Origin of the sequence: Pseudomonas danubii (assembly GCF_042980055.1) — a bacterium.
Taxonomy (GTDB): Bacteria; Pseudomonadota; Gammaproteobacteria; order Pseudomonadales; family Pseudomonadaceae; genus Aquipseudomonas; species Aquipseudomonas danubii.
Genome location: NZ_CP116502.1, coordinates 6127192 through 6149325, shown reverse-complemented (window position 1 = coordinate 6149325; position 22134 = coordinate 6127192). Strand labels below are relative to the sequence as shown.

At 61.4% G+C, this 22134-nt stretch carries 25 protein-coding genes and 1 riboswitch; of the genes, 20 read left to right on the top strand and 5 right to left on the bottom strand.

Features of this window, described 5'->3' with window-relative positions:
- Nucleotides 1-162 precede the first annotated feature (162 nt).
- Genes PFZ56_RS27575 through purM form a run of 3 tightly spaced genes read right to left on the bottom strand, consistent with a single transcriptional unit; the run spans nt 163 to nt 2605 of the window.
- Nucleotides 163-876, bottom strand: a complete 714-nt coding sequence (locus PFZ56_RS27575; protein WP_102860742.1) for a DUF3108 domain-containing protein — start codon at nt 874-876, stop codon at nt 163-165.
- 8 nt (nt 877-884) lie between these two features.
- Nucleotides 885-1535 carry a phosphoribosylglycinamide formyltransferase gene (gene purN / locus PFZ56_RS27570; RefSeq protein ID WP_102861000.1) on the bottom strand — a complete coding sequence of 217 codons (651 nt, stop codon included), beginning with the start codon at nt 1533-1535 and terminating at the stop codon, nt 885-887.
- An 11-nt stretch (nt 1536-1546) separates the two neighbouring features.
- Nucleotides 1547-2605 (bottom strand): phosphoribosylformylglycinamidine cyclo-ligase, encoded by a 1059-nt coding sequence (gene purM / locus PFZ56_RS27565; protein WP_102860743.1) that lies wholly within the window; start codon nt 2603-2605, stop codon nt 1547-1549.
- A 369-nt stretch (nt 2606-2974) separates the two neighbouring features.
- On the opposite strand from purM, the gene PFZ56_RS27560 reads away from it, so the two are divergent.
- From PFZ56_RS27560 to PFZ56_RS27535, 6 genes are all read left to right on the top strand, one after another.
- Nucleotides 2975-4024 (top strand): DUF2066 domain-containing protein, encoded by a 1050-nt coding sequence (locus tag PFZ56_RS27560; RefSeq protein ID WP_170001914.1) that lies wholly within the window; start codon nt 2975-2977, stop codon nt 4022-4024.
- A gap of 38 nt (nt 4025-4062) precedes the next feature.
- Nucleotides 4063-5136, top strand: a complete 1074-nt coding sequence (locus PFZ56_RS27555; RefSeq protein WP_102860745.1) for an AI-2E family transporter — start codon at nt 4063-4065, stop codon at nt 5134-5136.
- Nucleotides 5137-5364: 228 nt separating this feature from the next.
- A complete protein-coding gene (hda, locus tag PFZ56_RS27550; RefSeq protein ID WP_007898944.1) occupies nt 5365-6069 on the top strand; it encodes a DnaA regulatory inactivator Hda in 705 nt (234 codons plus the stop codon).
- A 223-nt stretch (nt 6070-6292) separates the two neighbouring features.
- Nucleotides 6293-6913, top strand: a complete 621-nt coding sequence (locus PFZ56_RS27545; RefSeq protein ID WP_102860746.1) for a C40 family peptidase — start codon at nt 6293-6295, stop codon at nt 6911-6913.
- 164 nt (nt 6914-7077) lie between these two features.
- Entirely contained in the window at nt 7078-7611 is a 534-nt protein-coding gene (locus PFZ56_RS27540) for a C40 family peptidase (RefSeq protein WP_092311761.1), read from the top strand.
- 22 nt (nt 7612-7633) lie between these two features.
- Nucleotides 7634-8296: a class I SAM-dependent methyltransferase gene (locus tag PFZ56_RS27535; RefSeq protein WP_170001913.1), complete on the top strand. Its 663-nt coding sequence runs from the start codon at nt 7634-7636 to the stop codon at nt 8294-8296.
- Between the two features lie 2 nt (nt 8297-8298).
- Here PFZ56_RS27535 and PFZ56_RS27530 read toward each other — a convergent pair whose 3' ends face one another.
- A complete protein-coding gene (locus PFZ56_RS27530; RefSeq protein ID WP_102880554.1) occupies nt 8299-9618 on the bottom strand; it encodes a sorbosone dehydrogenase family protein in 1320 nt (439 codons plus the stop codon).
- Between the two features lie 70 nt (nt 9619-9688).
- Entirely contained in the window at nt 9689-10270 is a 582-nt protein-coding gene (locus tag PFZ56_RS27525; protein WP_102880553.1) for a hypothetical protein, read from the bottom strand.
- Nucleotides 10271-10440: 170 nt separating this feature from the next.
- Nucleotides 10441-10674: riboswitch (cobalamin riboswitch) on the top strand.
- Between the two features lie 79 nt (nt 10675-10753).
- On the opposite strand from PFZ56_RS27525, the gene cobO reads away from it, so the two are divergent.
- From cobO to PFZ56_RS27455, 14 genes are all read left to right on the top strand, one after another.
- Complete coding sequence (gene cobO, locus PFZ56_RS27520) at nt 10754-11365, top strand: cob(I)yrinic acid a,c-diamide adenosyltransferase (protein ID WP_102860750.1); 612 nt, start codon at nt 10754-10756, stop codon at nt 11363-11365.
- Between the two features lie 10 nt (nt 11366-11375).
- The gene (locus PFZ56_RS27515; RefSeq protein WP_170001911.1) at nt 11376-12698 is read left to right on the top strand and encodes a cobyrinate a,c-diamide synthase; all 1323 of its coding nucleotides are present in this window, start codon (nt 11376-11378) and stop codon (nt 12696-12698) included.
- The gene (bluB, locus tag PFZ56_RS27510; RefSeq protein WP_102880550.1) at nt 12691-13341 is read left to right on the top strand and encodes a 5,6-dimethylbenzimidazole synthase; all 651 of its coding nucleotides are present in this window, start codon (nt 12691-12693) and stop codon (nt 13339-13341) included. The genes PFZ56_RS27515 and bluB overlap by 8 nt, the downstream gene beginning before the upstream one ends.
- The gene (gene cbiB / locus PFZ56_RS27505) at nt 13338-14246 is read left to right on the top strand and encodes an adenosylcobinamide-phosphate synthase CbiB (RefSeq protein WP_110594693.1); all 909 of its coding nucleotides are present in this window, start codon (nt 13338-13340) and stop codon (nt 14244-14246) included. Before bluB ends, cbiB begins: the two co-directional genes overlap by 4 nt.
- On the top strand, nt 14239-15231 hold the full coding sequence (gene cobD / locus PFZ56_RS27500; protein WP_110594692.1) for a threonine-phosphate decarboxylase CobD: 993 nt from the start codon (nt 14239-14241) through the stop codon (nt 15229-15231). The genes cbiB and cobD overlap by 8 nt, the downstream gene beginning before the upstream one ends.
- Nucleotides 15228-16679: a cobyric acid synthase gene (locus PFZ56_RS27495; protein ID WP_170001909.1), complete on the top strand. Its 1452-nt coding sequence runs from the start codon at nt 15228-15230 to the stop codon at nt 16677-16679. The genes cobD and PFZ56_RS27495 overlap by 4 nt, the downstream gene beginning before the upstream one ends.
- Before the next feature lie 35 nt (nt 16680-16714).
- Nucleotides 16715-17236 (top strand): bifunctional adenosylcobinamide kinase/adenosylcobinamide-phosphate guanylyltransferase, encoded by a 522-nt coding sequence (gene cobU / locus PFZ56_RS27490; RefSeq protein WP_170001907.1) that lies wholly within the window; start codon nt 16715-16717, stop codon nt 17234-17236.
- Nucleotides 17233-18288, top strand: coding sequence for a nicotinate-nucleotide--dimethylbenzimidazole phosphoribosyltransferase (gene cobT, locus PFZ56_RS27485; protein ID WP_170001905.1), 1056 nt, complete (start codon nt 17233-17235; stop codon nt 18286-18288). Before cobU ends, cobT begins: the two co-directional genes overlap by 4 nt.
- Entirely contained in the window at nt 18285-18860 is a 576-nt protein-coding gene (locus tag PFZ56_RS27480) for a histidine phosphatase family protein (RefSeq protein WP_102880544.1), read from the top strand. Before cobT ends, PFZ56_RS27480 begins: the two co-directional genes overlap by 4 nt.
- 1 nt (nt 18861) lies before the next feature.
- A complete protein-coding gene (locus tag PFZ56_RS27475; protein WP_170001903.1) occupies nt 18862-19593 on the top strand; it encodes an adenosylcobinamide-GDP ribazoletransferase in 732 nt (243 codons plus the stop codon).
- A 70-nt stretch (nt 19594-19663) separates the two neighbouring features.
- Entirely contained in the window at nt 19664-20068 is a 405-nt protein-coding gene (locus tag PFZ56_RS27470) for a MarR family winged helix-turn-helix transcriptional regulator (RefSeq protein ID WP_102880542.1), read from the top strand.
- 52 nt (nt 20069-20120) lie between these two features.
- Nucleotides 20121-21323: an MFS transporter gene (locus tag PFZ56_RS27465; RefSeq protein ID WP_123394150.1), complete on the top strand. Its 1203-nt coding sequence runs from the start codon at nt 20121-20123 to the stop codon at nt 21321-21323.
- Nucleotides 21320-21442, top strand: coding sequence for a hypothetical protein (locus PFZ56_RS27460; RefSeq protein WP_258010341.1), 123 nt, complete (start codon nt 21320-21322; stop codon nt 21440-21442). Before PFZ56_RS27465 ends, PFZ56_RS27460 begins: the two co-directional genes overlap by 4 nt.
- A gap of 55 nt (nt 21443-21497) precedes the next feature.
- Nucleotides 21498-22049 carry a glutathione peroxidase gene (locus PFZ56_RS27455; RefSeq protein WP_102860762.1) on the top strand — a complete coding sequence of 184 codons (552 nt, stop codon included), beginning with the start codon at nt 21498-21500 and terminating at the stop codon, nt 22047-22049.
- Nucleotides 22050-22134 lie beyond the last annotated feature (85 nt).

Below are 22134 nucleotides of genomic sequence, written 5' to 3'. Positions count from 1 at the left end.
CCCGCAGCCCGCGAAAACCGTGACATTTCGCCGCAGTCGGCGAAGTTTCATGACAAAAGTTTCATCTTGGAGGGCTTGCCCCGGCGTCTGGCAGGCGGACATGGAGTGACATTTCACGCAAAAAAAAGCCCCGCTTTCGCGAGGCTTTGATCGTGCTGCGGCTTAACTGCCTTTGACTGTCTTGCCGTTGACGGTGCCGTTGAGGAGCATGATGTTGTACTCCTTGCCGTCGGTTTCCACCTGTTGCAGGCGTACCAGCAGGTAATCCCAGTCCTTGGCGAACCACATCACGGTGATGCGTTTGCTCTGTGTCGGGTCGCGCACGCGCTCGACCTTGATCGCATCGATCTGGCCGGCCTTGGTGTCGACCTTCTCCGAGCCCAGGACGCGGAAGTCATAGGTGTCGACTTCACCGCCATCGACCACTTGATAGCTCATGGTCTTCTTGCCGGCGGCTACGTCATGCTGCAGGGCCAGCTGGTAGGTGGATTTGTCCACCATGCCGGTATTCAGAGGCAGCTTGACCGCATCGCCGCGGTCGGTGCCGGTGACCATCTTCGCGCTCCAGTCGAAGTCCAGGTCGGCTTTCTTGGCCTTGCCCAGACCACCGCGTTCGAAGTGATAGGACTGGGGCACCAGGGTGTCCTTGTCCAGGGTCAGGGTGCTTTCTTCACTCAGGCTGGCGATCATCATCGATGCCTTGAAGCTGAGTTTCCACGTGCCGTTGGCGGTTTTTTCCAGGCTGCGTTCAGCTGTGCCGCTCATGGGCAACTGCTTCCAGTCGGCGGTATAGCTGGCGGAGAACGGTTGAAGGTCTGCCGCCTGCACAACCGGCAGGGCGAACAGAGCACAAGCGAAGAGCAGGGCGCGACGCATAAAATCTCCTAGGTTCGAATCAAATAGCCGCTGGCGGCCAGTAATTGACCATCCAGTAAAGCACCCTGATCGCCGAGCGTCAGCCGACCTTCGGCAAACCAGCGTACGGCCATGGGGTAAATCCGGTGTTCCTGGACGTGCACTCGCTGCGCCAGGCTTTGCGGCGAGTCGTGCAACTCTACCGGGATCACAGCCTGTACGACCAGAGGCCCGCCATCGAGTTCCTCGGTGACGAAGTGCACACTGCAACCGTGCTCGGTATCTCCGGCCTCCAGCGCCCGCTGATGAGTGTGTAACCCTTTATATTTGGGTAGCAGCGAGGGATGGATATTCAACAGGCGGCCCTGGTAGTGGCGGACGAATCCAGCGCTGAGAATGCGCATGAACCCGGCCAGTACCACCAGTTTTGGTTGGAAGGTATCGATCAGCTCGATCAACCCCTGGTCGAAGGCCTCGCGGCCTTCGAAGGTGGTGTGATCAAGGAAGCGGGTAGCGATACCCGCTTCCTTGGCGCGCTGCAGGCCATAGGCGTCAGCGCGGTTGGAGATCACGGCAGCGATGCGAAACGGACTGTCGTCGGTCCGCGCGTTGTCGATCAGGGCTTGCAGGTTACTGCCGGTGCCGGACAGCAGCACCACAACATCACAGGTCGGCGACATCCGCTCTTGCATCAGTGGGCCTTGAGGTTCTTCAGCTCAACCTGGGCCGCGCCTTCGGCTGCGGTGGCGATTTGGCCAATGACCCAAGGCTGCTCGCCAGCTTCACGCAGAACGTTCAGGGCGTTTTCGACCTGGTCCTGGGCGACGCAGATGACCATGCCCACGCCACAGTTCAGTACGCGGTGCATTTCGTGTTCGTCGACGTTGCCTTGCTCTTGCAGCCAGTCGAAGACCGCCGGACGTTTCCAGCTCGCCACATCGACCACCGCCTGGGCGCCTTTTGGCAGCACGCGCGGGATGTTGTCCAGCAGGCCGCCGCCGGTAATGTGGGCCATGGCCTTGACCGCGCCGGTGTCCTTGATCAGCTTGAGCAGCGGCTTGACGTAGATGCGGGTCGGGGCCATCAGCAGGTCGGTCAGTGGCTTGCCGTCCAGCTGGATGCTTTCGATGTCGGCACCGGATACTTCGATGATCTTGCGGATCAGCGAATAGCCGTTGGAGTGCGGGCCGGAAGAAGGCAGGGCCAGCAGGGCGTCACCGGCGGCGACTTTCGAGCCGTCGATGATTTCGGCTTTTTCCACCACGCCGACGCAGAAACCGGCCAGGTCGTAGTCTTCGCCCTCGTACATGCCTGGCATTTCAGCGGTTTCGCCGCCTACCAGGGAGCAGCCGGACAGTTCGCAGCCGGCGCCGATGCCGGTCACTACCTGGGCTGCGGTGTCGACGTTGAGCTTGCCGGTGGCGTAGTAGTCGAGGAAGAACAGCGGTTCGGCGCCGCAGACCACCAGATCGTTGACACACATGGCCACCAGGTCGATGCCGATGCTGTCGTGCTTGTTCAGGTTCAGGGCCAGGCGCAGCTTGGTGCCGACGCCGTCAGTACCGGAAACCAGTACTGGTTGTTTGTAGCCGGCCGGGATTTCGCAGAGGGCGCCGAAACCGCCCAGGCCGCCCATGACTTCCGGGCGCGCAGTGCGCTTGGCGACGCTCTTGATGCGTTCGACCAATGCTTCACCGGCGTCGATGTCTACACCGGCGTCTTTGTAGCTCAGGGAGGGTTGCTTGCTCATGATCCAGGCCTTTAGGGGGGATTCAGGGGTATCGACCGAACCAGAGAGCCTGCTGAAACACTGCAAAAGGTTTTCAGGGTGCCCAGCTGATGCCGGTCTGCGAAGGCGCGCGATTTTATCAGGCTTGAGGGGCAGCGGCCATCCTCGGGCCGACGGGTAGAGGCATATCCGGTTAAAAAAACTGCGATTGGCCGTGTTGGTGCCCCTGCCCATGCCTGTATAAGGTATAGCGCTCAAGTGGCTATCGTTATGACAGTGCGAAAACAATCGGGCGACGGGTGAATGTTTTGCCGGGGCTTGTGGTCACAGCCTTGCTCGCAGCGGTTCATGGGTACTGTTTCAATCGTTTTTTGTCGTCGGGAATCTTCCATGCGTCTGGGTAAATTTCTATTTGTGGGCTGTTTGTCATTGGTCAGCCTGGCGAGTCATGCCGAAACCCTCAATGGCTTGTATCAGGTGCGTGAGCCGGTGAGCAGCCAGTCGCCCGAAGAGCGCAACCAGGCCACCCAGCGAGCACTGGAAACCCTGGTGCTGCGTCTCACTGGTGACGCCAAGGCTGCGCAGGGTCCCGGTCTGGCAGCGATCCGCAAGGATCCGCAGCAGATCATCAGCCAGTACGGTTATGACGCCGGGCCGCCGGAAAGCTTGCAGGTGGACTTCGATCCGGTCAGTACCGATCGTGCCCTGCGTCAGGCGGGGCTGCCGTTGTGGGGGAGCAACCGGCCGTCGATCCTCGGTTGGTGGCTGAGTGACTCAACCGAGGGCTCGAGCCTGGTCGGGGATGGCCAGGCCAGTGCCGTGCCCCTGCGGCGAGCCGCTCAGCATCGTGGCTTGCCTTTGCGTTTGCCTCTTGGCGACCTGGATGAGCAGATTGTCGCGACGGCGCCGAATCTTGAAGGCGCCGATCCAGCTCCGCTGCGTGAAGCTTCTGAGCGCTATGGCGCAGATGCGCTGTTGGCGGTACATGCTCGTGAAGAGGGCGGCCAATGGCAGGCCAAGTGGCGGTTGTGGCTCGGCGATCAGAAAGAGCAGGGCACTGTTCAGGGGGCTGATACCGCCGCCCTGGCAGATGGCGTATTGCTTGCGGTGAGTCAGCGTCTGGCGCCGCGTTTCGTTACCCGTCCCGGTGTTTCCAGCGAGCAGTTGCTGGAAGTGCAGGGCATGACCCTGGAGCACTATGCCGCCTTGGGGCACCTTTTGGAGCCTTTCGGTGCGCAGTTGCAGAGTATCGACGGTGACCGGGTCGTCTATCGGGTCAATGGCAGCGCGGAGCAACTGCGGGCGCAGTTGTCCCTGGCCAAGCTGCAAGAGATCCCGGCTGATGAGATGCCGGCTCCCCAGGTGTCTGTGCAAGGCGGGCAAGGCACCGCGCCGGTCGCAGCGCCTGCGACACCGGCACAGTTGCGTTTTCGTTGGTAGCAGGTTGATTTCCTTCTATATAGAAGCAGGAGTGGTTTATGGCTGATACGCGTCGTTGGGTCTGGTTGGGTGGAGTGCTCCTGGTTTGTGGGTTGGTTTACCTGCTGCACCCGATCCTGAGTCCGTTCCTGGTGGCGCTGTTGCTGGCCTATCTGTTCGACCCCTTGGTGGATCGCCTGGAAAAATGGGGGCTGTCCCGTACCTGGGGTGTGGTGGCTGTGTTTGCGCTGTTCACCCTGATCGTGATGACGCTGCTGCTGGTACTGGTGCCGATGCTGGCCAAGCAGTTGCTGCGATTGTATGAATTGGCGCCGCAAATGCTCGACTGGATGCAGCACTCGGCAATGCCCTGGGTGCAGTCCCGGCTGGGGCTGGCGGATGGCTTCTGGAAGTTCGACAAGGTCAAGGCTGCCATCAGCGAGCATATGGGGCAGACCACGGACATCGTGGGAGTGGTGCTGAGCCAGGCGACTGCTTCGGGGTTGGCGCTGATCGGCTGGTTGGCCAACCTGGTGCTGATCCCGGTGGTCAGCTTCTACCTGCTGCGGGACTGGGATCTGATGATGGCCAAGATCCGTAGCCTGTTGCCGCGCAATCGCGAGGAGCGGGTGATGTCCCTGGCGGGTGAGTGTCATGAGGTGCTGGGGGCATTTGTCCGCGGGCAATTGCTGGTGATGCTGGCTCTGGGGGTGATCTATGCGGCAGGGCTGATGTTGGTAGGGCTCGAGCTGGGCTTGTTGATCGGCCTGATTGCCGGTTTGGCAGCGATCGTGCCGTACATGGGTTTTGTCATAGGCATTGGAGCTGCGCTGATTGCTGGTCTGTTCCAGTTTGGTGGCGACCTGTACCCGATGCTCGGCATCGTTGCGGTATTCATGGTCGGGCAGGCGCTGGAGGGGATGGTGCTGACGCCGTTGCTGGTAGGTGATCGCATTGGTCTGCATCCGGTGGCGGTAATCTTTGCCATTCTCGCGGGTGGTGAGCTGTTCGGGTTTACCGGGGTGCTGCTGGCTCTGCCGGTGGCGGCGGTGATCATGGTGCTCGTACGCCATGTGCATGACCTGTACAAGGACTCGGACATCTACAGTGGTGCTGAAGACCCCGAACTGTAGGCGGGCAAAAGGCTCGACGAGCAGGGGCGCCCCGGGCGGGCGCCCATCCATGACTGTCCATCTGCTGCTGTCCGGGTTGTCAAAGAATCCCCTTTGCCCCGTTTCGGCTGACGCAAACCTTTGATTTTGCTTGTGGTCTGCTGCATTGTGCGCTCGGCGTCACGGGTATAAACTTTGCAAACTTTACACAGAGGCCACTAACGGTTCCTTTGGAACTGTTCAGTCAGCATGAAACCGATTCAGCTGCCCCTAGGTGTGCGTCTGCGTGATGACGCCACCTTCATCAACTACTACCCAGGCGCCAATGCCGCTGCACTCGGCTACGTCGAGCGCCTATGCGAAGCCGACGCCGGTTGGACCGAAAGCCTGATCTACCTCTGGGGCAAGGACGGCGTAGGCCGTACGCACTTGCTGCAGGCGGCGTGTTTGCGTTTCGAGCAGTTGGGGGAGCCTGCGGTTTACCTGCCGCTGGCAGAGTTGCTGGATCGTGGTATCGAGATTCTCGACAATCTTGAGCAGTACGAATTGGTTTGCCTGGATGATCTGCAGGCGGTGGCCGGCAAGGCCGATTGGGAAGAGGCACTGTTCCATCTGTTCAATCGCTTGCGCGACAGTGGCCGACGCTTGCTGATCGCGGCCTCGACCTCACCTCGAGAGTTGCCGGTGAAACTGGCGGACTTGAAGTCCCGTCTGACCCTGGCGCTGATATTCCAGATGCGGCCGCTCTCTGATGAAGATAAATTGCGTGCCCTGCAACTGCGTGCGTCCCGTCGTGGGCTGCATCTGACCGATGAAGTCGGGCATTTTATTCTGACTCGCGGGACTCGCAGCATGAGTGCACTTTTCGAGTTGCTCGAGCGTCTTGATCAGGCCTCATTGCAAGCTCAGCGCAAGCTGACTATTCCTTTCCTGAAAGAGACTCTGGGCTGGTAAAACCAAGGCCTGCAGCGCTTCGCTGGAAGGCGTTCGGCATATTTCAGGCGTCAGAAAACGCACCTTTGGAAGGGTTTCCAGAGGCGGGCGGACTTAAAATGGGCTTAAAGCCTTAGATGTACGTAAGAAACTCATAAGTCACATTCTGATCGATTGAATTTGCAAATGAGGGCGATAGAAGGCATAGTCGCGTCTTCTTTTATTTCAAGCCACGGTCGTGCCCATGCTAAATCGCTTCGCACCCCTCGTGCCTCTCGCACTCGTTACCCTGTTGTTTGGTTGCGCTTCTCACACCCCTGTGTCTCAGCAGCAACCCGTGCAACAGGCTCAAGTCTCCGCAAAAAACCAGTCTTCCGCTGTTTACCAGGAAGAGCTGGCAACTGAAAAGGAACTGGCAGAGTTCTCTGACAGCAAGCCTTACCAGTTGCCAGTTCTGGCTGACAGCATCCTTGAGCGCGGCATGTCCCTGATCGGTACCCGTTACCGTTTCGGCGGTACCTCGGAAGCCGGCTTCGATTGCAGCGGTTTCATTGGTTATCTGTTTCGCGAAGAGGCGGGCATGAACCTGCCGCGCTCCACTCGCGAAATGATCAACGTCAAAGCTCCTCTGGTAGCGCGTAACAACCTCAAGCCGGGCGATCTGCTGTTCTTCAGCACCAACGGTCGCGGGCGCGTCAGTCACGCCGGTATCTATCTGGGGGATGATCAGTTCATCCACTCCAGCAGCCGTCGCAGTGGCGGCGTGCGAGTAGACAGCCTGGGTGACAGCTATTGGAGCAAGACCTTCATCGAAGCTAAGCGAGCCCTCGCCATGGCACCGACCGTGGTCACTGCACGTAAATAAGCAGACTGTTTGTAGGGCGAAGTTAAAGTCTTACTTGAAGTTTGGCGTGTAGGCGCTAGAATCCTGATCTATTGTTGAAACTAACCGCGTAAGCCCTGCTTACGCGGTTTTGTTTTCAGTACCACGGCAGAGAAAGCCGCATCCCGATCAGGATTGTTCAGCTTATGTCGACCTCGGCCCGTTTCGCGCTTATTGCCCTCGCTGCACTGCTCAGTGCTTGCGCCAGTCGTACACCGCCTCCGGCGCCTGTGGTACGTGCTCCGGTATTCAATTCCTCCCAGGCCTTTTCTCCGGTTGCCGAAGACGTGCTGTTTCGCGCCTTGGGTCTGGTAGGTACGCCCTATCGCTGGGGTGGCAATACACCGGACTCCGGATTCGATTGCAGCGGTTTGATTGGTTATGTCTACCGTGATGCGGCGGGTATTTCCTTGCCGCGCTCGACTCGGGAAATGATCGGCATGCAGGCGCCGGATGTGGGCAAGAATGCCTTGCAGACCGGTGACCTGATCTTCTTCGCCACCAATGGCGGTTCTCAGGTCAGCCATGCCGGGATCTATGTTGGCGAAGGGCGTTTCGTGCACGCCCCGGCCACAGGTGGCACCGTGAAGCTCGACAGTCTGTCCAAAGCCTATTGGCAGAAGGCCTACCTGAGCGCCAAGCGTGTACTGCAGCCGGAACATCTGGCGCACAATCCATAACACTTCTCCGGTCGAGGTGCTCGTGACTGCTCGTACCCTCAACCTCGACGATGCCCTTTATCAGTACCTGCTGGACGTTTCACTGCGTGAGACGCCCTTATTGCGTCGTTTGCGTGACGAAACCCAGGCGCTGCCCAATGCGCGCTGGCAGGTGGCGCCGGAGCAGGGGCAGTTCCTCGCGCTGCTGATCAAGCTGATCGGTGCTCGCCGCATCCTTGAGGTCGGGACCTTCACCGGCTATAGCGCCTTGTGCATGGCCCAGGCGCTGCCCAACGATGGTCTGTTGATCTGTTGCGATATTCCCGGCGATTACAATGCCACCGCCTGTCGCTACTGGAAGGACGCGGGAGTCGACCAGCGTATTGACCTGCGCCTGGCGCCCGCGCTGCAGACCCTGGTTGGCCTGGAGCAGGCGGGCCAGCTTGAGTCTTTCGATCTGATCTTTATCGATGCGGACAAGGCCAATTATCCGGCCTATCTGGAGTTTGCCCTGCGTTTGCTGCGAGTTGGGGGCCTGGCGGTGTTCGACAACACGCTATGGAGCGGGCGAGTGCTGGAGGCGAATGCCGCCAGTGAGGATACCCGAGCCATCCAGGCGCTCAATCGCGCCTTGAAGGATGACTCGCGCATCGATTTGTCACTGCTGCCCCTGGGGGATGGCCTGACCCTGTGCCGCAAGCGCTGAACTCAGGGCGCTTTGGCGGCGGATACCCGCCAGATCTTGTTGCCGACGTCATCGGCGACCAATAGCCCCCCTTGCTGATCGATGACTACCCCGACCGGGCGTCCCAGGGCTTTTTCATCGGCATTGAGAAAGCCGCTGAGTACGTCGATCGGTTGTCCTTGGGGTTTGCCTGCACGGAAAGGCACGAATATCACCTTGTAGCCGCTGTGGGGCTTGCGGTTCCAGGAGCCGTGCTGGCCGATGAAGGCACCTTCGGTAAAGGGCGCGGGAAGTTTGCTGCCTTCGGCGAAGGTCAGGCCCAGTGAAGCCGTATGTGGGCCCACGGCATAATCCGGGGCGATTGCCTTGCTCACCTGTTCGAGGTTTTGTGGCTTGACCCGCACGTCCACGTGTTGCCCGTAGTAACTGAAGGGCCAGCCATAAAAAGCCCCGTCCTTGACCGAGGTGATGTAGTCCGGAACCAGATCGCTGCCAATCTCGTCGCGCTCATTGACAGCGGTCCATAGCGCTCCACTGACCGGCTCCCAGGCCAGGCCGTTGGGGTTGCGCAGGCCGGTGGCGAACAGGCGATGCTTGCCGCTGGCTCGATCCACTTCCCAGATGGCTGCACGGCCCTCTTCTTTATCCAGGCCATTTTCCCCAACGTTACTGTTCGAGCCGACGGTGACATACAGCTTGCTTGCGTCCTTGCTGGCGATGACGTTCTTGGTCCAGTGGTGGTTGAGTGTGCCGCCGGGGAGGTCAAGCACCTTGGTGGGGGCTGCGCTGATGTGGGTGTCACCGGCCTGATAGGGGAAGCGCAGCAGCTTGTCGGTGTCCGCTACATACAGATCATTGCCCACCAGAGTCATGCCGAAGGGGGAGTTGAGGTTCTCCAGGAACAGGCTGCGGGTTTCCGCCACGCCGTCGTGATCCTGGTCCCGCAACAGGGTAATGCGGTTGGCGCTGGGGACGGTTGCGCCGGCACGGCCCATCACTTTTCCGGCGATCCAGCCGCGAATGCCCTGGCTGTCATCCGGCTTGGGCGGTGCATTGGTTTCAGCTACCAATACATCGCCATTGGGTAATACATACAGCCAGCGTGGGTGGTCGAGGTTTTCGGCGAAGGCGGCAACCTGTGTGCCGGCTGCTGCTGTTGGTTTTGCGCCCTGTGGCCAGCCGATGGCGGGGGCAATATTGACCGTGGGGATCAGCGTGGGATTGGGCTGCGGCAGTTTGGGGTTCGGTCCGGTGCCGTCCGAGACTTGCAGGCTTGAGGTTTCGCCGCAGGCGGTGAGGCCGGCGGCGATAGCGATAAGCAAGGTGTGTTGAAGCTTGAGCATGCTGATTTCCCTATGAGTGCACGAACGTCGTAGTCATAGAGGAGCATAGCCATTCGATGGTTCCGCCTGATCAGCGGGCCTCTTTGAACAGTACGGCAATCCCAGGATGGTAGTGGCCGCTTTCGTTATGCAGCTTGCGGTAGGCGTAGGGGAAGTACCAGGCTACGGCGCAGCAGTGCTCCTTTTGCAGTTCGTCCAGCATGTCCTGAAGTTCTTCGGGAGAGGCGCTGTGCTGGGCTTTTTGCGGGGCGACAAACAGGCAGCCAAGCCTCAGGTCGCTGGGGTAGCTGATCTTTCTGGCATCACTGGCAATGTCCAGCAATGGCTGGGTCAGGTGCAGGCTGTTGACCCGCGGCCAGCGCTGGGTGGTCTGGATATAGGCGCGTTCGTCCTTGGTGGCCAGGTACAGGTCGGTACGAGCGTTGCGGGCGCCGTCTTCCTGTTGCTTCTTGCTGGGGCTGTGTTCCAGGCTGATCATCTCCGCCATCCAGGCAGCCGCGGAAAGTAATCCCAGGTTGGCCTTTTCATCGAACCAGTACGGGGTTTCGCTATCGCCGCGGACTGCGTTGTAGCGGTCAATGCAATCGAACCAGCGTTCCAGCATCGGGCGCAGGAATTCCAGCTTTGGATTGCTGATGATCATGCCTTGCATCGAGCTCACTCCTTATTGTTGTGCGGCAGGACCTTGGGTCCTGAATTGTGGCTTTTTGATATCACCGCTCTGAGTGTGGCACAAGATTGGCGTCAGTTTGTTGATGCAGTGCAGTTTTGTGTGGTGTGCGACGGCTGGCTTTAATTGACGCTCCACCCCCAACCCTCTAACCTTCGCGACTTGTTTCAGGTGCTCTGTGGCCCACGGTCGACAGAGTGAAACAGGGAAGCCGGTCAGGGCCTGTTCCAGCGATGGACACGGCAACGATTCCGGCGCTGCCCCCGCAACGGTAGATGAGTCAAGGCTGTGCCACATGCCACTGTGTCGATGACATGGGAAGGCGCGCAGCCCGGCAGCGATGCCCCTCATGAGCCCGGAGACCGGCCTGATCCATCCAACGGCATCACGGTGGGCGATGCCAGGCTAGCGCCGTCTCTTTCTTTTCCTGCCCGCCGTTCCCCAGCCCCAACGGAGAGCTGCCCCATGAGTGAATCCCCCGATCGTGACGAGCGCCATCTGGCGCGCATGTTGCGCAAGAAAGCCGTGATCGACGAGCGCATCGCCAACTCGCCCAACGAATGTGGTCTGTTGCTGGTGCTGACTGGCAATGGCAAGGGCAAGAGCAGTTCGGCCTTCGGCATGCTGGCGCGGTCCATGGGCCACGGTATGCAGTGTGGTGTGGTGCAGTTCATCAAGGGCCGTAACAGCACCGGGGAAGAGTTGTTCTTCCGGCGTTTTCCAGAGCAGGTGCGGTTTCACGTGATGGGTGAGGGCTTCACCTGGGAGACCCAGGATCGCCAGCGCGACATTGCTGCGGCCGAAGCGGCCTGGGCCGTATCCAGGGAGCTGTTGAGCGACCCGGAGATTGGTCTTGTAGTACTCGACGAGTTGAACATCGCCCTCAAGCACGGCTACCTGGATCTGGACCAGGTGCTCAGTGATCTGCAGGCTCGGCCACCCATGCAGCATGTGGTGGTGACCGGCCGCGGCGCCAAGCCGGAGATGATCGAGCTGGCAGATACCGTCACTGAAATGGGCATGGTCAAGCATGCGTTCCAGGCCGGTATCAAGGCGCAGAAAGGTGTTGAACTGTGAGTGTGAATTCATGACCGATGTTCGTCATTGCCCGGCGGTATTGATCGCCGCACCGGCTTCCGGCCAGGGCAAGACCACCGTGACCGCGGCACTGGCCCGCCTGCACCGCAACCAGGGACGCAAGGTGCGGGTATTCAAGTGCGGTCCGGATTTTCTCGACCCAATGATTCTTGAGCGAGCCAGCGGTGCTCCGGTGTACCAGCTGGATATGTGGATGGTCGGGGAACAGGAAAGCCGTCGCTTGCTGTGGGATGCTGCGGGCGAAGCAGACCTGATCCTGATCGAAGGGGTCATGGGGCTGTTCGATGGCACGCCCTCCAGTGCCGATCTGGCGCGGCATTTCGGCGTCCCGGTGCTGGGGGTGATCGATGGCACCGCCATGGCCCAGACCTTTGGTGCACTGGCTCTGGGACTGGCCCGCTATCAGCCGGACCTGCCGTTCGCCGGGGTGCTGGCCAATCGGGTAGGCACCTTGCGTCACGCGCAGTTGCTCGAAGGAAGCCTCACCGAGGGGTTGCGCTGGTACGGTGCCTTGTCCCGGGAGACTGACATCGAGTTGCCCAGCCGCCACTTGGGGCTGGTACAGGCCAGCGAGCTGAATGATCTGGACCTGCGTCTTGATGCTGCCGCTGAAGCCCTGGCCAGCAGTTGCCAAGTGGCACTGCCGCCGGCAGTGAGCTTTGCCGCACCAACGCCGGTACCCTGCGAGCCTTTGCTTGCCGGTGTGCGAATCGCTGTGGCGCGGGATGAGGCGTTTGCCTTTACCTACGGTGCCAGCCTGGATCTGTTGCGGGCCATGGGCGCGCAGTTGAGCTTCTTCTCGCCGATTCATGACACTGAGCTGCCGGAGGCGGACAGTCTGTATCTACCCGGTGGATACCCTGAATTGCACCACCAGGCACTGGCGCAAAACACCGCGATGCTGGGTGCCATTCGTGCCCATCATGGTGCGGGCAAGCCGTTGCTCGCGGAGTGTGGCGGCATGTTGTACTTGCTGGACTCCCTGACCGACGTCGAAGGGCAGCGTGCCAATCTCTTGGGGCTGCTGCCCGGTGATGCCGTGATGCAAAAGCGCCTCGCGGCCCTGGCCTTGCAAGCGGTGGAGTTACCGGAAGGCAGCTTGCGTGGTCACACTTATCATCATTCCCTGACCAGTACGCAACTCGAGCCGATTGCCCGCGGCATCAGCCCCAATGGTGGCCGTGGTGCGGAAGCGGTGTATCGCGATGGGCGGATGACTGCCTCCTATGTGCACTTTTATTTTCCGTCCAACCCGGCGGCGGTGGCGGCTTTGTTCGTGCCAGCTCCTATAGAGGATGCGGTAGGTGAGTGAGCAGGATTTTTCTACGGCGGAGCGTGAGGCGGTTTATCGCGCCATTGCCGAGCGCCGGGATATGCGTCACTTCGCCGGTGGCAGTGTCGCGCCCGAGCTGCTGCGGCGTTTGCTGGAGGCGGCGCATCAGGCACCCAGCGTGGGGTTGATGCAACCCTGGCGTTTTATCCGTATCAGCGATCGCCCGTTACGTGGACGAATCCAGCAGTTGGTGGAGGAGGAGCGGGTGCGCACTGCCGAGGCCTTGGGAGAGCGTTCCGACGAGTTCATGAAACTCAAGGTTGAAGGCATCAATGACTGTGCCGAGGTGCTGGTGGCGGCGTTGATGGATGGGCGTGAGCGGCATGTCTTTGGTCGGCGCACTCTGCCGGAAATGGACCTGGCTTCGCTGTCCTGTGCCATTCAGAACCTCTGGCTGGCGGCGCGCAGCGAAGGCCTGGGCATGGGCTGGGTTTCGCTGTTCGAGCCCCAGGCCCTGGCCGACCTGCTGGGATTGCCCGCCGGTGCCAAACCCTTGGCCGTGTTGTGCCTGGGCCCGGTTACCGAGTTCTATCCGGCGCCGATGCTGGCGCTGCAGGGTTGGGCGCAACCCCGGCCATTGAGTGAGTTGCTGTATGAGAATTACTGGGGAGTGAGTCAATGAGTGTGGCGTTGCTGAGTGTCGCCGGGGTGGCGCTGGATGCGCTGCTGGGCGAACCCAAGCGCAGGCATCCGCTGGTAGCTTTTGGCCGTATGGCGGATCGTATCGAGCAACGTTTCAACGCCGCCGGCCGAGGCTGGCGCAGTCATGGGGTCACCGCCTGGGTACTGGCGGTGCTGCCCTTGACCCTGTTGGCCACGGCCCTGTCCTGGCTGCCCTACATTGGTTGGGTGGTGGAGATCATTGCACTGTATTGCGCCCTGGGCCTGCGCAGCCTCGGCGAGCACGTTGCGCCGGTGGCTCAGGCTTTGCGCAGTGAAGACCTGGATGAAGCCCGGCGTCGGGTCGGTTTTCTGGTGAGCCGTCAGACCAGTGAACTGGACGCCACCGAAGTGGCGCGGGCAGCCACTGAATCGGTGCTGGAAAACGGCAGCGATGCCGTGTTCGCCGCCTTGTTCTGGTTTGCCGTGGCCGGTGCGCCGGGGGTGGTGCTCTATCGCCTGAGCAACACCCTGGATGCAATGTGGGGCTATCGCAACGAGCGTTTTGAGCGTTTCGGCTGGGCGGCGGCGCGAATCGACGACCTGCTCAACTATATTCCTGCGCGTCTGGTGGCCCTGACCTATGCCTTGCTGGGCAAGACCCGCCTGGCGCTCAAATGCTGGTGGCGCCAGGGACCGACCTGGGACAGCCCCAATGCCGGTCCGGTGATGGCGGCTGGAGCGGGCGCCCTGGGGGTCGAGTTGGGCGGCGCAGCGATTTATCACGGTGAGTTGCACCAGCGTCCGCAACTGGGCGAAGGCGAGCCGGCGAGTGCCGACTCCATCGATCGCGGTTGGCAGTTGGTGCAGCGGGGTGTCTGGCTGTGGTTGTTGATTTTGTGCCTGGGGGCTGAATTCTATGCTTGAGCACGGCGGAAGGTTGCGCAAGGCGGCCCAGGAACACGGGATCGCCGAAGAGGCCTGGCTGGATCTGTCCAGCGGATTGGCGCCCTGGCCATTTCCCTTGCCGACCATTCCCCTGCGTGCCTGGGCACGTCTGCCGGAAACCGATGATGGCCTGGAACAGGCGGCCTGCGCCTACTACGGCGCGACTGAGGTGCTGCCGGTGGCCGGTTCCCAGGCGGCAATCCAATTGCTGCCGCGGCTGCGGCGGGCGGGCAAGGTCGGGGTCTTGTCACCCTGTTATGCCGAACACGCCGAGGCCTGGCGGCGCAGTGGCTACCGGGTGCGTGAGGTACTGGAGCAGGAAGTGGATTTCTTTCTCGACAGCCTCGATGTGCTGGTGGTGGTCAACCCCAACAACCCCACCGGTTTGAGCCTCACGCCCGAGCGCCTGCTGGATTGGCATGCCCGCTTGGCCCAGCGCGGTGGTTGGTTGGTGGTGGATGAAGCCTTCATGGATAACACCCCGCAACTGAGTCTGGCCCGGCATGCCCATCAGGTGGGGCTGATTGTCCTGCGTTCATTCGGCAAGTTCTTCGGGCTGGCTGGCGTACGCCTGGGCTTTGTCCTGGCCGAGCGCCGGTTGCTCAGGTTGTTGGCGGAGCAGGTTGGCCCTTGGGCGGTCAGCGGGCCGACCCGGGTGCTGGGGCAGGCTTGCCTGCGGGATGTCGAGGGGCATGCCCGGCAACGTCTGCGCAGTGAAGTGGCCAGCGAGCGCTTGAGTGAAGTTCTTGCGCGCTACGGCTTCAAGCCTCAGGGCGGCTGTGCGCTGTTCCAGTGGCTGATCACCGCCGAGGCCGAGCGGCTTTATCAATTCATGGCGCGGCGCGGCATTCTCCTGCGGCTGTTCGCCCACAACAGCAGTCTGCGCTTCGGCCTGCCCGCCGACGATGCCGATTGGGCGCGCCTGGAACAGGCGCTGCAGGCTTATCGCAAGGACTATCCATGAGCACGCTGATGGTACAGGGCACCACTTCGGATGCCGGCAAGAGCACGCTGGTGACCGCGCTGTGTCGCTGGTTGCTGCGCCGGGGCGTCAGCGTGGTGCCGTTCAAGCCGCAGAACATGGCGCTCAACAGTGCGGTGACCGCCGACGGTGGTGAGATCGGACGGGCCCAGGCGGTCCAGGCCCAGGCGGCCAACCTGGCACCCCACACCGATATGAACCCGGTGCTGCTCAAGCCCAACAGCGACACCGGCTCCCAGGTGATCATTCACGGCCGGGCCGTCACCACCATGAATGCCGTGGCCTATCACGACTACAAGGCCATCGCCATGCAGGCGGTTCTGGCTTCTCATGAGCGTCTGCGAGGCGCTTATGACGTGGTGATGGTGGAAGGGGCCGGCTCTCCTGCCGAGATCAATCTACGGGCTGGCGACATCGCCAACATGGGGTTTGCCGAAGCGGTGGACTGTCCGGTGCTGCTGATTGCCGATATCAATCGTGGCGGGGTGTTCGCCCATCTGGTGGGGACTCTGGAGCTGCTTTCGCCCAGCGAGCAGGCGCGGGTCAAGGGCTTCATCATCAATCGTTTCCGCGGTGACCTGGCGCTTTTGCAGCCGGGCCTGGACTGGCTGGAGGCCCGTACCGGCAAGCCGGTGATTGGCGTGCTGCCCTATGTCATGGACCTGCATCTGGAGGCGGAGGACGGCATCGACCAGCGCCAGGCCGGCAAGGTCGAGCAAGTGCTGAAGGTGGTGGTGCCGGTGCTGCCGCGCATCAGCAATCACACGGATTTCGATCCGTTGCGCCTGCATCCTCAGGTGGACTTGCAGTTCATCGGCCCCGGGCAGGTGATTCCCGCCGCCGACCTGATCATTCTTCCCGGCTCGAAAAGCGTACGCGGCGATCTGGCCTATCTGCGAGCCAACGGCTGGGATCGGGCCATCGACCGGCACCTGCGTTATGGCGGCAAGCTGCTGGGTATCTGTGGTGGTCTGCAGATGCTCGGCAAGCAGTTGCACGACCCACTGGGTCTGGAGGGCGCGGCGGGCTCCAGCCCGGGCCTGGGCTTGCTGGATTTTGAGACCGTGCTCGAAGCAGAGAAGCAGCTGCGTAACGTCAGCGGCAACCTGACCCTGGAGAATGCGCCGGTCAGTGGTTATGAAATTCACGCCGGCGTCACTCGCGGCCCGGCCCTGGAGCAGCCTGCGGTGCAGTTGGAGGGCGGGCGCAGCGATGGTGCTTGCAGCGTCGATGGGCAGATCCTCGGCACCTATCTGCATGGTCTGTTCGAGACTCCGGCAGCCTGTGGTGCGCTGTTGCGCTGGGCGGGGCTGCAGGATGTGCAGGAGGTGGATTATCACGCCTTGCGCGAACGCGATATCGAGCGTCTGGCGGATCTGGTGGAGCGTCATCTGGATACCGCCGCGCTGCTCAAGCTCTGTGGCCTGTAAGCCGCGGTGGACTCACTTTTCAAAGGTGCTCAAGCATGCTGCAACTGATTCTCGGCGGTGCCCGTTCCGGCAAGAGTCGCCTGGCGGAAAAACTGGCCACCGACAGCGCCCTTGAGGTGACCTACATCGCCACCAGCCAGCCACTGGATGGCGAGATAAATCAACGTATTGCCCATCATCGTCAGCGCCGCCCGTCCCATTGGGGGTTGATCGAAGAACCGCTGGAGCTGGCCCGGGTGCTGCAGCAGGCCGCTGGCACCGGGCGTTGTCTGCTGGTGGATTGCCTGACCCTGTGGTTGACCAATCTGCTGATGCTTGAGGACGAGCAGCGCCTGGTGCTCGAGCGTGAGGCCTTGTTGCAGTGTGTGGCGACGCTGCCGGGGGAGATCATCTTTGTCAGCAACGAAACTGGAATGGGTGTCGTGCCCCTGGGCGAATTGACTCGCCGCTACGTGGATGAAGCCGGTTGGCTGCATCAAGCCCTGGCCGAACGTTGTCAGCGTGTGGTGCTGGCGGTGGCCGGCCTGCCCCTGACTTTGAAAGGAACTGCGTTATGAGTAACTCCTGGTGGCTGAACCCGTGCAAGGCGGTCGATGCGCGGATGGTTGAGCAAGCCCTGGCGCGTCAACAGCAATTGACCAAGCCGGCCGGGTCCCTTGGCCAACTGGAGCCCTTGGCGGTACGTCTGGCCGGTCTGCAAGGTCAGCTCAAGCCAGGCCTTGAGCGGTTATGGATTTCGATTTTCGCCGGGGATCACGGGGTGGTCGCCGAGGGCGTATCCGCCTACCCGCAGGAAGTGACTGGGCAGATGCTGCTGAACTTTGTCAGCGGCGGCGCGGCTATCAGCGTGCTGGCACGGCAACTGGGTGCGCAACTGGAGGTGGTGGACCTGGGCACAGTGGCCCCTGGATTGAGCCTGCCGGGTGTGCGCCACCTTAACCTGGGTGCCGGTACGCAGAACTTTGTCCAGGGGCCGGCCATGACCCCGGCTCAGGGTGAGCTGGCCCTGCAAGCAGGCCGCGACAGTGCGTTGCGCGCCCGAGCCGAGGGTGCCCAACTGTTTATCGGCGGTGAGATGGGCATTGGCAACACCACTGCCGCCAGTGCCATTGCCTGTGCCTTGCTGGACATTCCGGTGGCGCAGTTGGCCGGACCGGGCACCGGCTTGAATGCCGAAGGGGTCAATCACAAGGCCCAGGTCATCGAGCGGGCCTTGGCCCTGCATGCGCGGTCCCGCGACGATGCCTTGCAGACGCTGTTCAATCTCGGTGGTTTTGAAGTGGCTGCGTTGGTGGGAGCCTATCTGGCCTGCGCTCAGGAAGGAGTCGCAGTACTGGTTGATGGGTTTATCTGCAGTGTCGCGGCCCTGGTGGCGGTGCGCCTGAATCCGGCGTGCCGTCCATGGCTGCTGTTTGCGCATCAAGGGGCCGAGCCGGGGCACCGGCATGTGCTGGGCGCTCTGCAAGCCGACCCGTTGCTGGATCTGGGCTTGCGTCTGGGGGAGGGCAGCGGTGCCGCGCTGGCGGTGCCATTGCTGCGCCTGGCCTGTGATCTGCACGGGCAGATGGCGACCTTCGCCGAGGCGGCCGTGGCGGACCGCCCGGCATGACCCTGTATCTGGACCTGTTGCGCCACGGTGAAACCGAACTGGGCGGTGGTTTGCGTGGCAGTCTGGACGACGCCCTGACAGAGCGGGGCTGGCAACAGATGCGTGACGGGGTTCAGGGGCGCGGTCGTTGGGATCTGATCGTCAGTTCACCCTTGCAGCGGTGCTCGCGTTTTGCCGAGCAACTGGCTGCGCAGTTGCAGTTGCCCCTGCTGCTGCAGCCTGATGTGCAGGAGTTGCATTTTGGGGCCTGGGAGGGGCAGAGCGCAGCGGCGCTGATGGAAACCAATGCCGATGACCTGGGCCGATTCTGGGCCGATCCCTATAGCTTTACTCCGCCCCAGGGAGAGCCCGTGGCGGACTTTTCCCAGCGGGTGCTGGGGGCGATCGAGGGCTTGTACCGGGACTGTGCCGGGCAGCGGGTGTTGTTGATCAGTCATGGTGGGGTGATGCGCCTGTTGCTGGCCCGGGCGCGGGGGCTGCCTCGGGAGCAGTTGCTGAATGTGGAAGTCAGCCACGGTGCGTTGTTCAGCTTGAAAGTCGCCTCTACGGGGCAATTGAGCGAGGAGGGCTGAGATGCTGCCATTCTGGATTGCTCTGCAGTTTCTCAGCAGCCTGCCCATTCGCCTGCCGGGCATGCCTCAGCCTGAAGAGCTGGGGCGCTCATTGCTGTTCTATCCGCTGGTGGGGCTGTTGTTCGGTGTGCTGTTGTGGTTGCTGGACGCCGTGCTAGCGGGCACCCCCTTGCTGCTACACGCGGCGTTGCTGCTGAGCGCCTGGGTCTTGCTCAGCGGGGGATTGCACCTGGATGGTTTGGCAGACAGTGCCGATGCCTGGCTGGGGGGCTTCGGTGATCGAGAGCGCACCTTGAGCATCATGAAAGACCCCCGGAGCGGGCCCATCGCTGTGGTGACGCTGTTGCTGGTGCTGTTGCTCAAGTTCGCTGCACTGGTAGCGCTGATCGAACAGCAGCAGGGCGTTGCCTTGTTGCTGGCACCTCTGATTGGGCGTGCCTCATTGCTGGGATTGTTCCTCTGTACGCCATATGTGCGTGCGGGTGGCCTGGGTCAGGCGCTGGCCGATCATCTGCCACCACTGGCAGGGCGACAGGTGCTGGGCTTGAGTGTCCTGGTCTGTTTGCTGCTGGGAGGCTACAGCGGACTCTGGGTGGTGCTGCTGGCGGTGTTGCTGTTCTTCTGGTTGCGCCAGTTGATGATTCGGCGCTTGGGCGGCACTACCGGCGATACGGCGGGGGCTCTGCTGGAGTTGCTGGAGACGGCGGTATTGCTGGTGATGGTGCTTCTTTGAGCAAGGTCTGCAGTAGCTGCTTTTTCTGAAATTTCTTGCCTTGGATTAATAGCGGGTATATACACGCATCATGCTTCCCTCTCAATGTTTGTGCACCAACCTGCGTCGTGCCGCTCGTGGCGTCAGCAGGTATTACGACGGCGCCCTCGACGGCTTCGGGATTAACGTTGCCCAGTATTCTTTGCTGAACAATCTGCTGCGTCTCGATCAGCCGAGCATTTCCAGCCTGGCGGACGCCATGGGCCTGGACCGCAGTACGCTGGGGCGTAATGTGCGGGTCCTGGAGGCTGCGGGCCTGGTCCGGTTGATGGAAGGTGACGACCAGCGCAACCGCCTGGTGCAACTGACCGAGGCGGGGCATGAGCGCTTGGTGGCAGCCTTGCCGGCCTGGGAAGCAGCCCAGCAGCGGCTGATCGATCGGCTTGGGGTGGAAAAGCGTGAAACCTTGTTGGCCTTGCTGAACGAACTCGCCTGAAGGCGCTTCGTTCGACTACAAGCGGGTATATACCCGTAACTGGAGAATAAAAATGTCATCGATGTGGCGCACCTGCGGCTGGGTACTTCTCGGCAGCGCATTGATCCTGGCGCTGTCGCTGGGAGTTAGGCATGGTTTCGGCCTGTTTCTGCCACCCATGAGCGCGCAGTTCGGCTGGGGCCGTGAAGTCTTCGCCTTTGCCATTGCCTTGCAGAACCTGATCTGGGGCCTGGCACAGCCGTTTACCGGGGCCCTGGCCGACCGTTTTGGTGCGGCCAAGGTGGTGCTGGTCGGTGGCGTGTTGTACGCGGTCGGGCTGGTGTTCATGGGGCTTTCGGATTCGGCGCTGAGCCTGTCCCTGAGTGCCGGGTTGCTGATTGGCATCGGTTTGTCCGGAACTTCCTTCTCGGTGATTCTCGGGGTGGTCGGTCGTGCCTTGCCGCCGGAAAAGCGCAGCATGGGCATGGGGATCGCCAGTGCCGCAGGCTCCTTCGGCCAATTCGCCATGCTCCCGGGAACCTTGGGGCTGATCGGCTGGCTGGGCTGGTCGACGGCATTGCTGGTGCTGGGCCTGCTGGTGGCGCTGATCGTGCCGCTGGTCAGCATGCTCAAGGACAAGCCGCTGCCGGTGCTGGGGCATGAACAGAGCCTGGGCGAGGCCCTGCGTGAAGCCTGTTCTCACTCGGGGTTCTGGTTGCTGGCGTTCGGCTTCTTTGTCTGTGGTTTCCAGGTGGTGTTCATCGGCGTGCATCTGCCGGCCTATCTGGTGGATCAGCATCTACCGGCGACAGTCGGAACCACGGTGCTGGCGCTGATCGGCTTATTCAACATCTTTGGCACTTACACAGCGGGCTGGTTGGGTGGGCGGATGTCCAAGCCACGGCTGTTGACCGGTCTGTACCTGTTGCGTGCGGTGGTGATCGGCCTGTTCCTGTGGCTGCCGGTGACCCAGACCAGTGCCTACCTGTTCGGCATGGCCATGGGCTTTCTCTGGCTGTCCACCGTGCCCTTGACCAACGGCACGGTCGCGACCTTGTTCGGGGTCAGGAACCTGTCCATGCTTGGCGGCATTGTGTTTCTGTTCCATCAGTTGGGCTCGTTCCTAGGCGGTTGGCTGGGGGGCGTGGTGTATGACCGTACCGGGAGTTATGACTTGATCTGGCAGGTGGCGATTCTTCTCAGTCTGTTGGCCGCGGCTCTCAATTGGCCGGTGCGCGAGCGGCCGGTGGCGCGCTTGCAGGCGAGTGCAGCGTGAAGTCATGGCTGGGTTGGAGTGCCGGCCTGGGCGTCGGCATTGTGCTGTTGTGGCTGGCCTGGTGGGGATGGCATCGCGGCGGGCTGGCGCTGATGCAGTTGGGCATGGGTGCTTGCTAGGTGGGCAGAGGGGCGAGTAACGTCGATATCCGATGACTATTGAAGGACGCTGAACATGGCTAAGCGCTGGTTTGTGGTTCCGGCATTACTCACATTGTTTGCAGGTTCGGTCTGGGCGGCGGATTGTCCGGCGTTACTGCAGGGGTCTGTACCCAAGTTGCACGCCAAGGAATCCATCGATCTGTGCCAGCGCTTTGCCGGCAAGCCACTGGTGGTGGTCAATACCGCGAGCTTCTGTGGGTTTGCTCCGCAATTCAAAGGCCTTGAGGCGCTGTATCAGCGTTACAAGGAACAGGGGTTGGAAGTGGTGGGTGTTCCGTCCAATGACTTCAAGCAGGAGTCCAAGGATGGCGCTGAGACTGCCAAGGTTTGTTACGTCAACTACGGCGTGACGTTCACCATGACCGAGCCGCAAAAGGTTCGAGGGGCAGATGCGGTGCATCTGTTCAAGGTCCTGGCGCAGCAGAGCAATGCGCCGAAGTGGAATTTCTACAAGTACGTGGTGGATCGCCAGGGCAATGTGATTGCCAGCTTTTCCAGCCTGACCAAGCCAGATAACCCGGAATTCATTGAGGCGGTGGAGAAGGCGTTGGCGTCCAAATCCTGAGTTTTGCGGATCAGCACATGAAAAAGCCCTGCCTCTTGAGAGGCGGGGCTTTTTCTTTCGGCTCTAGAGGCACAGGCCTCTTAAC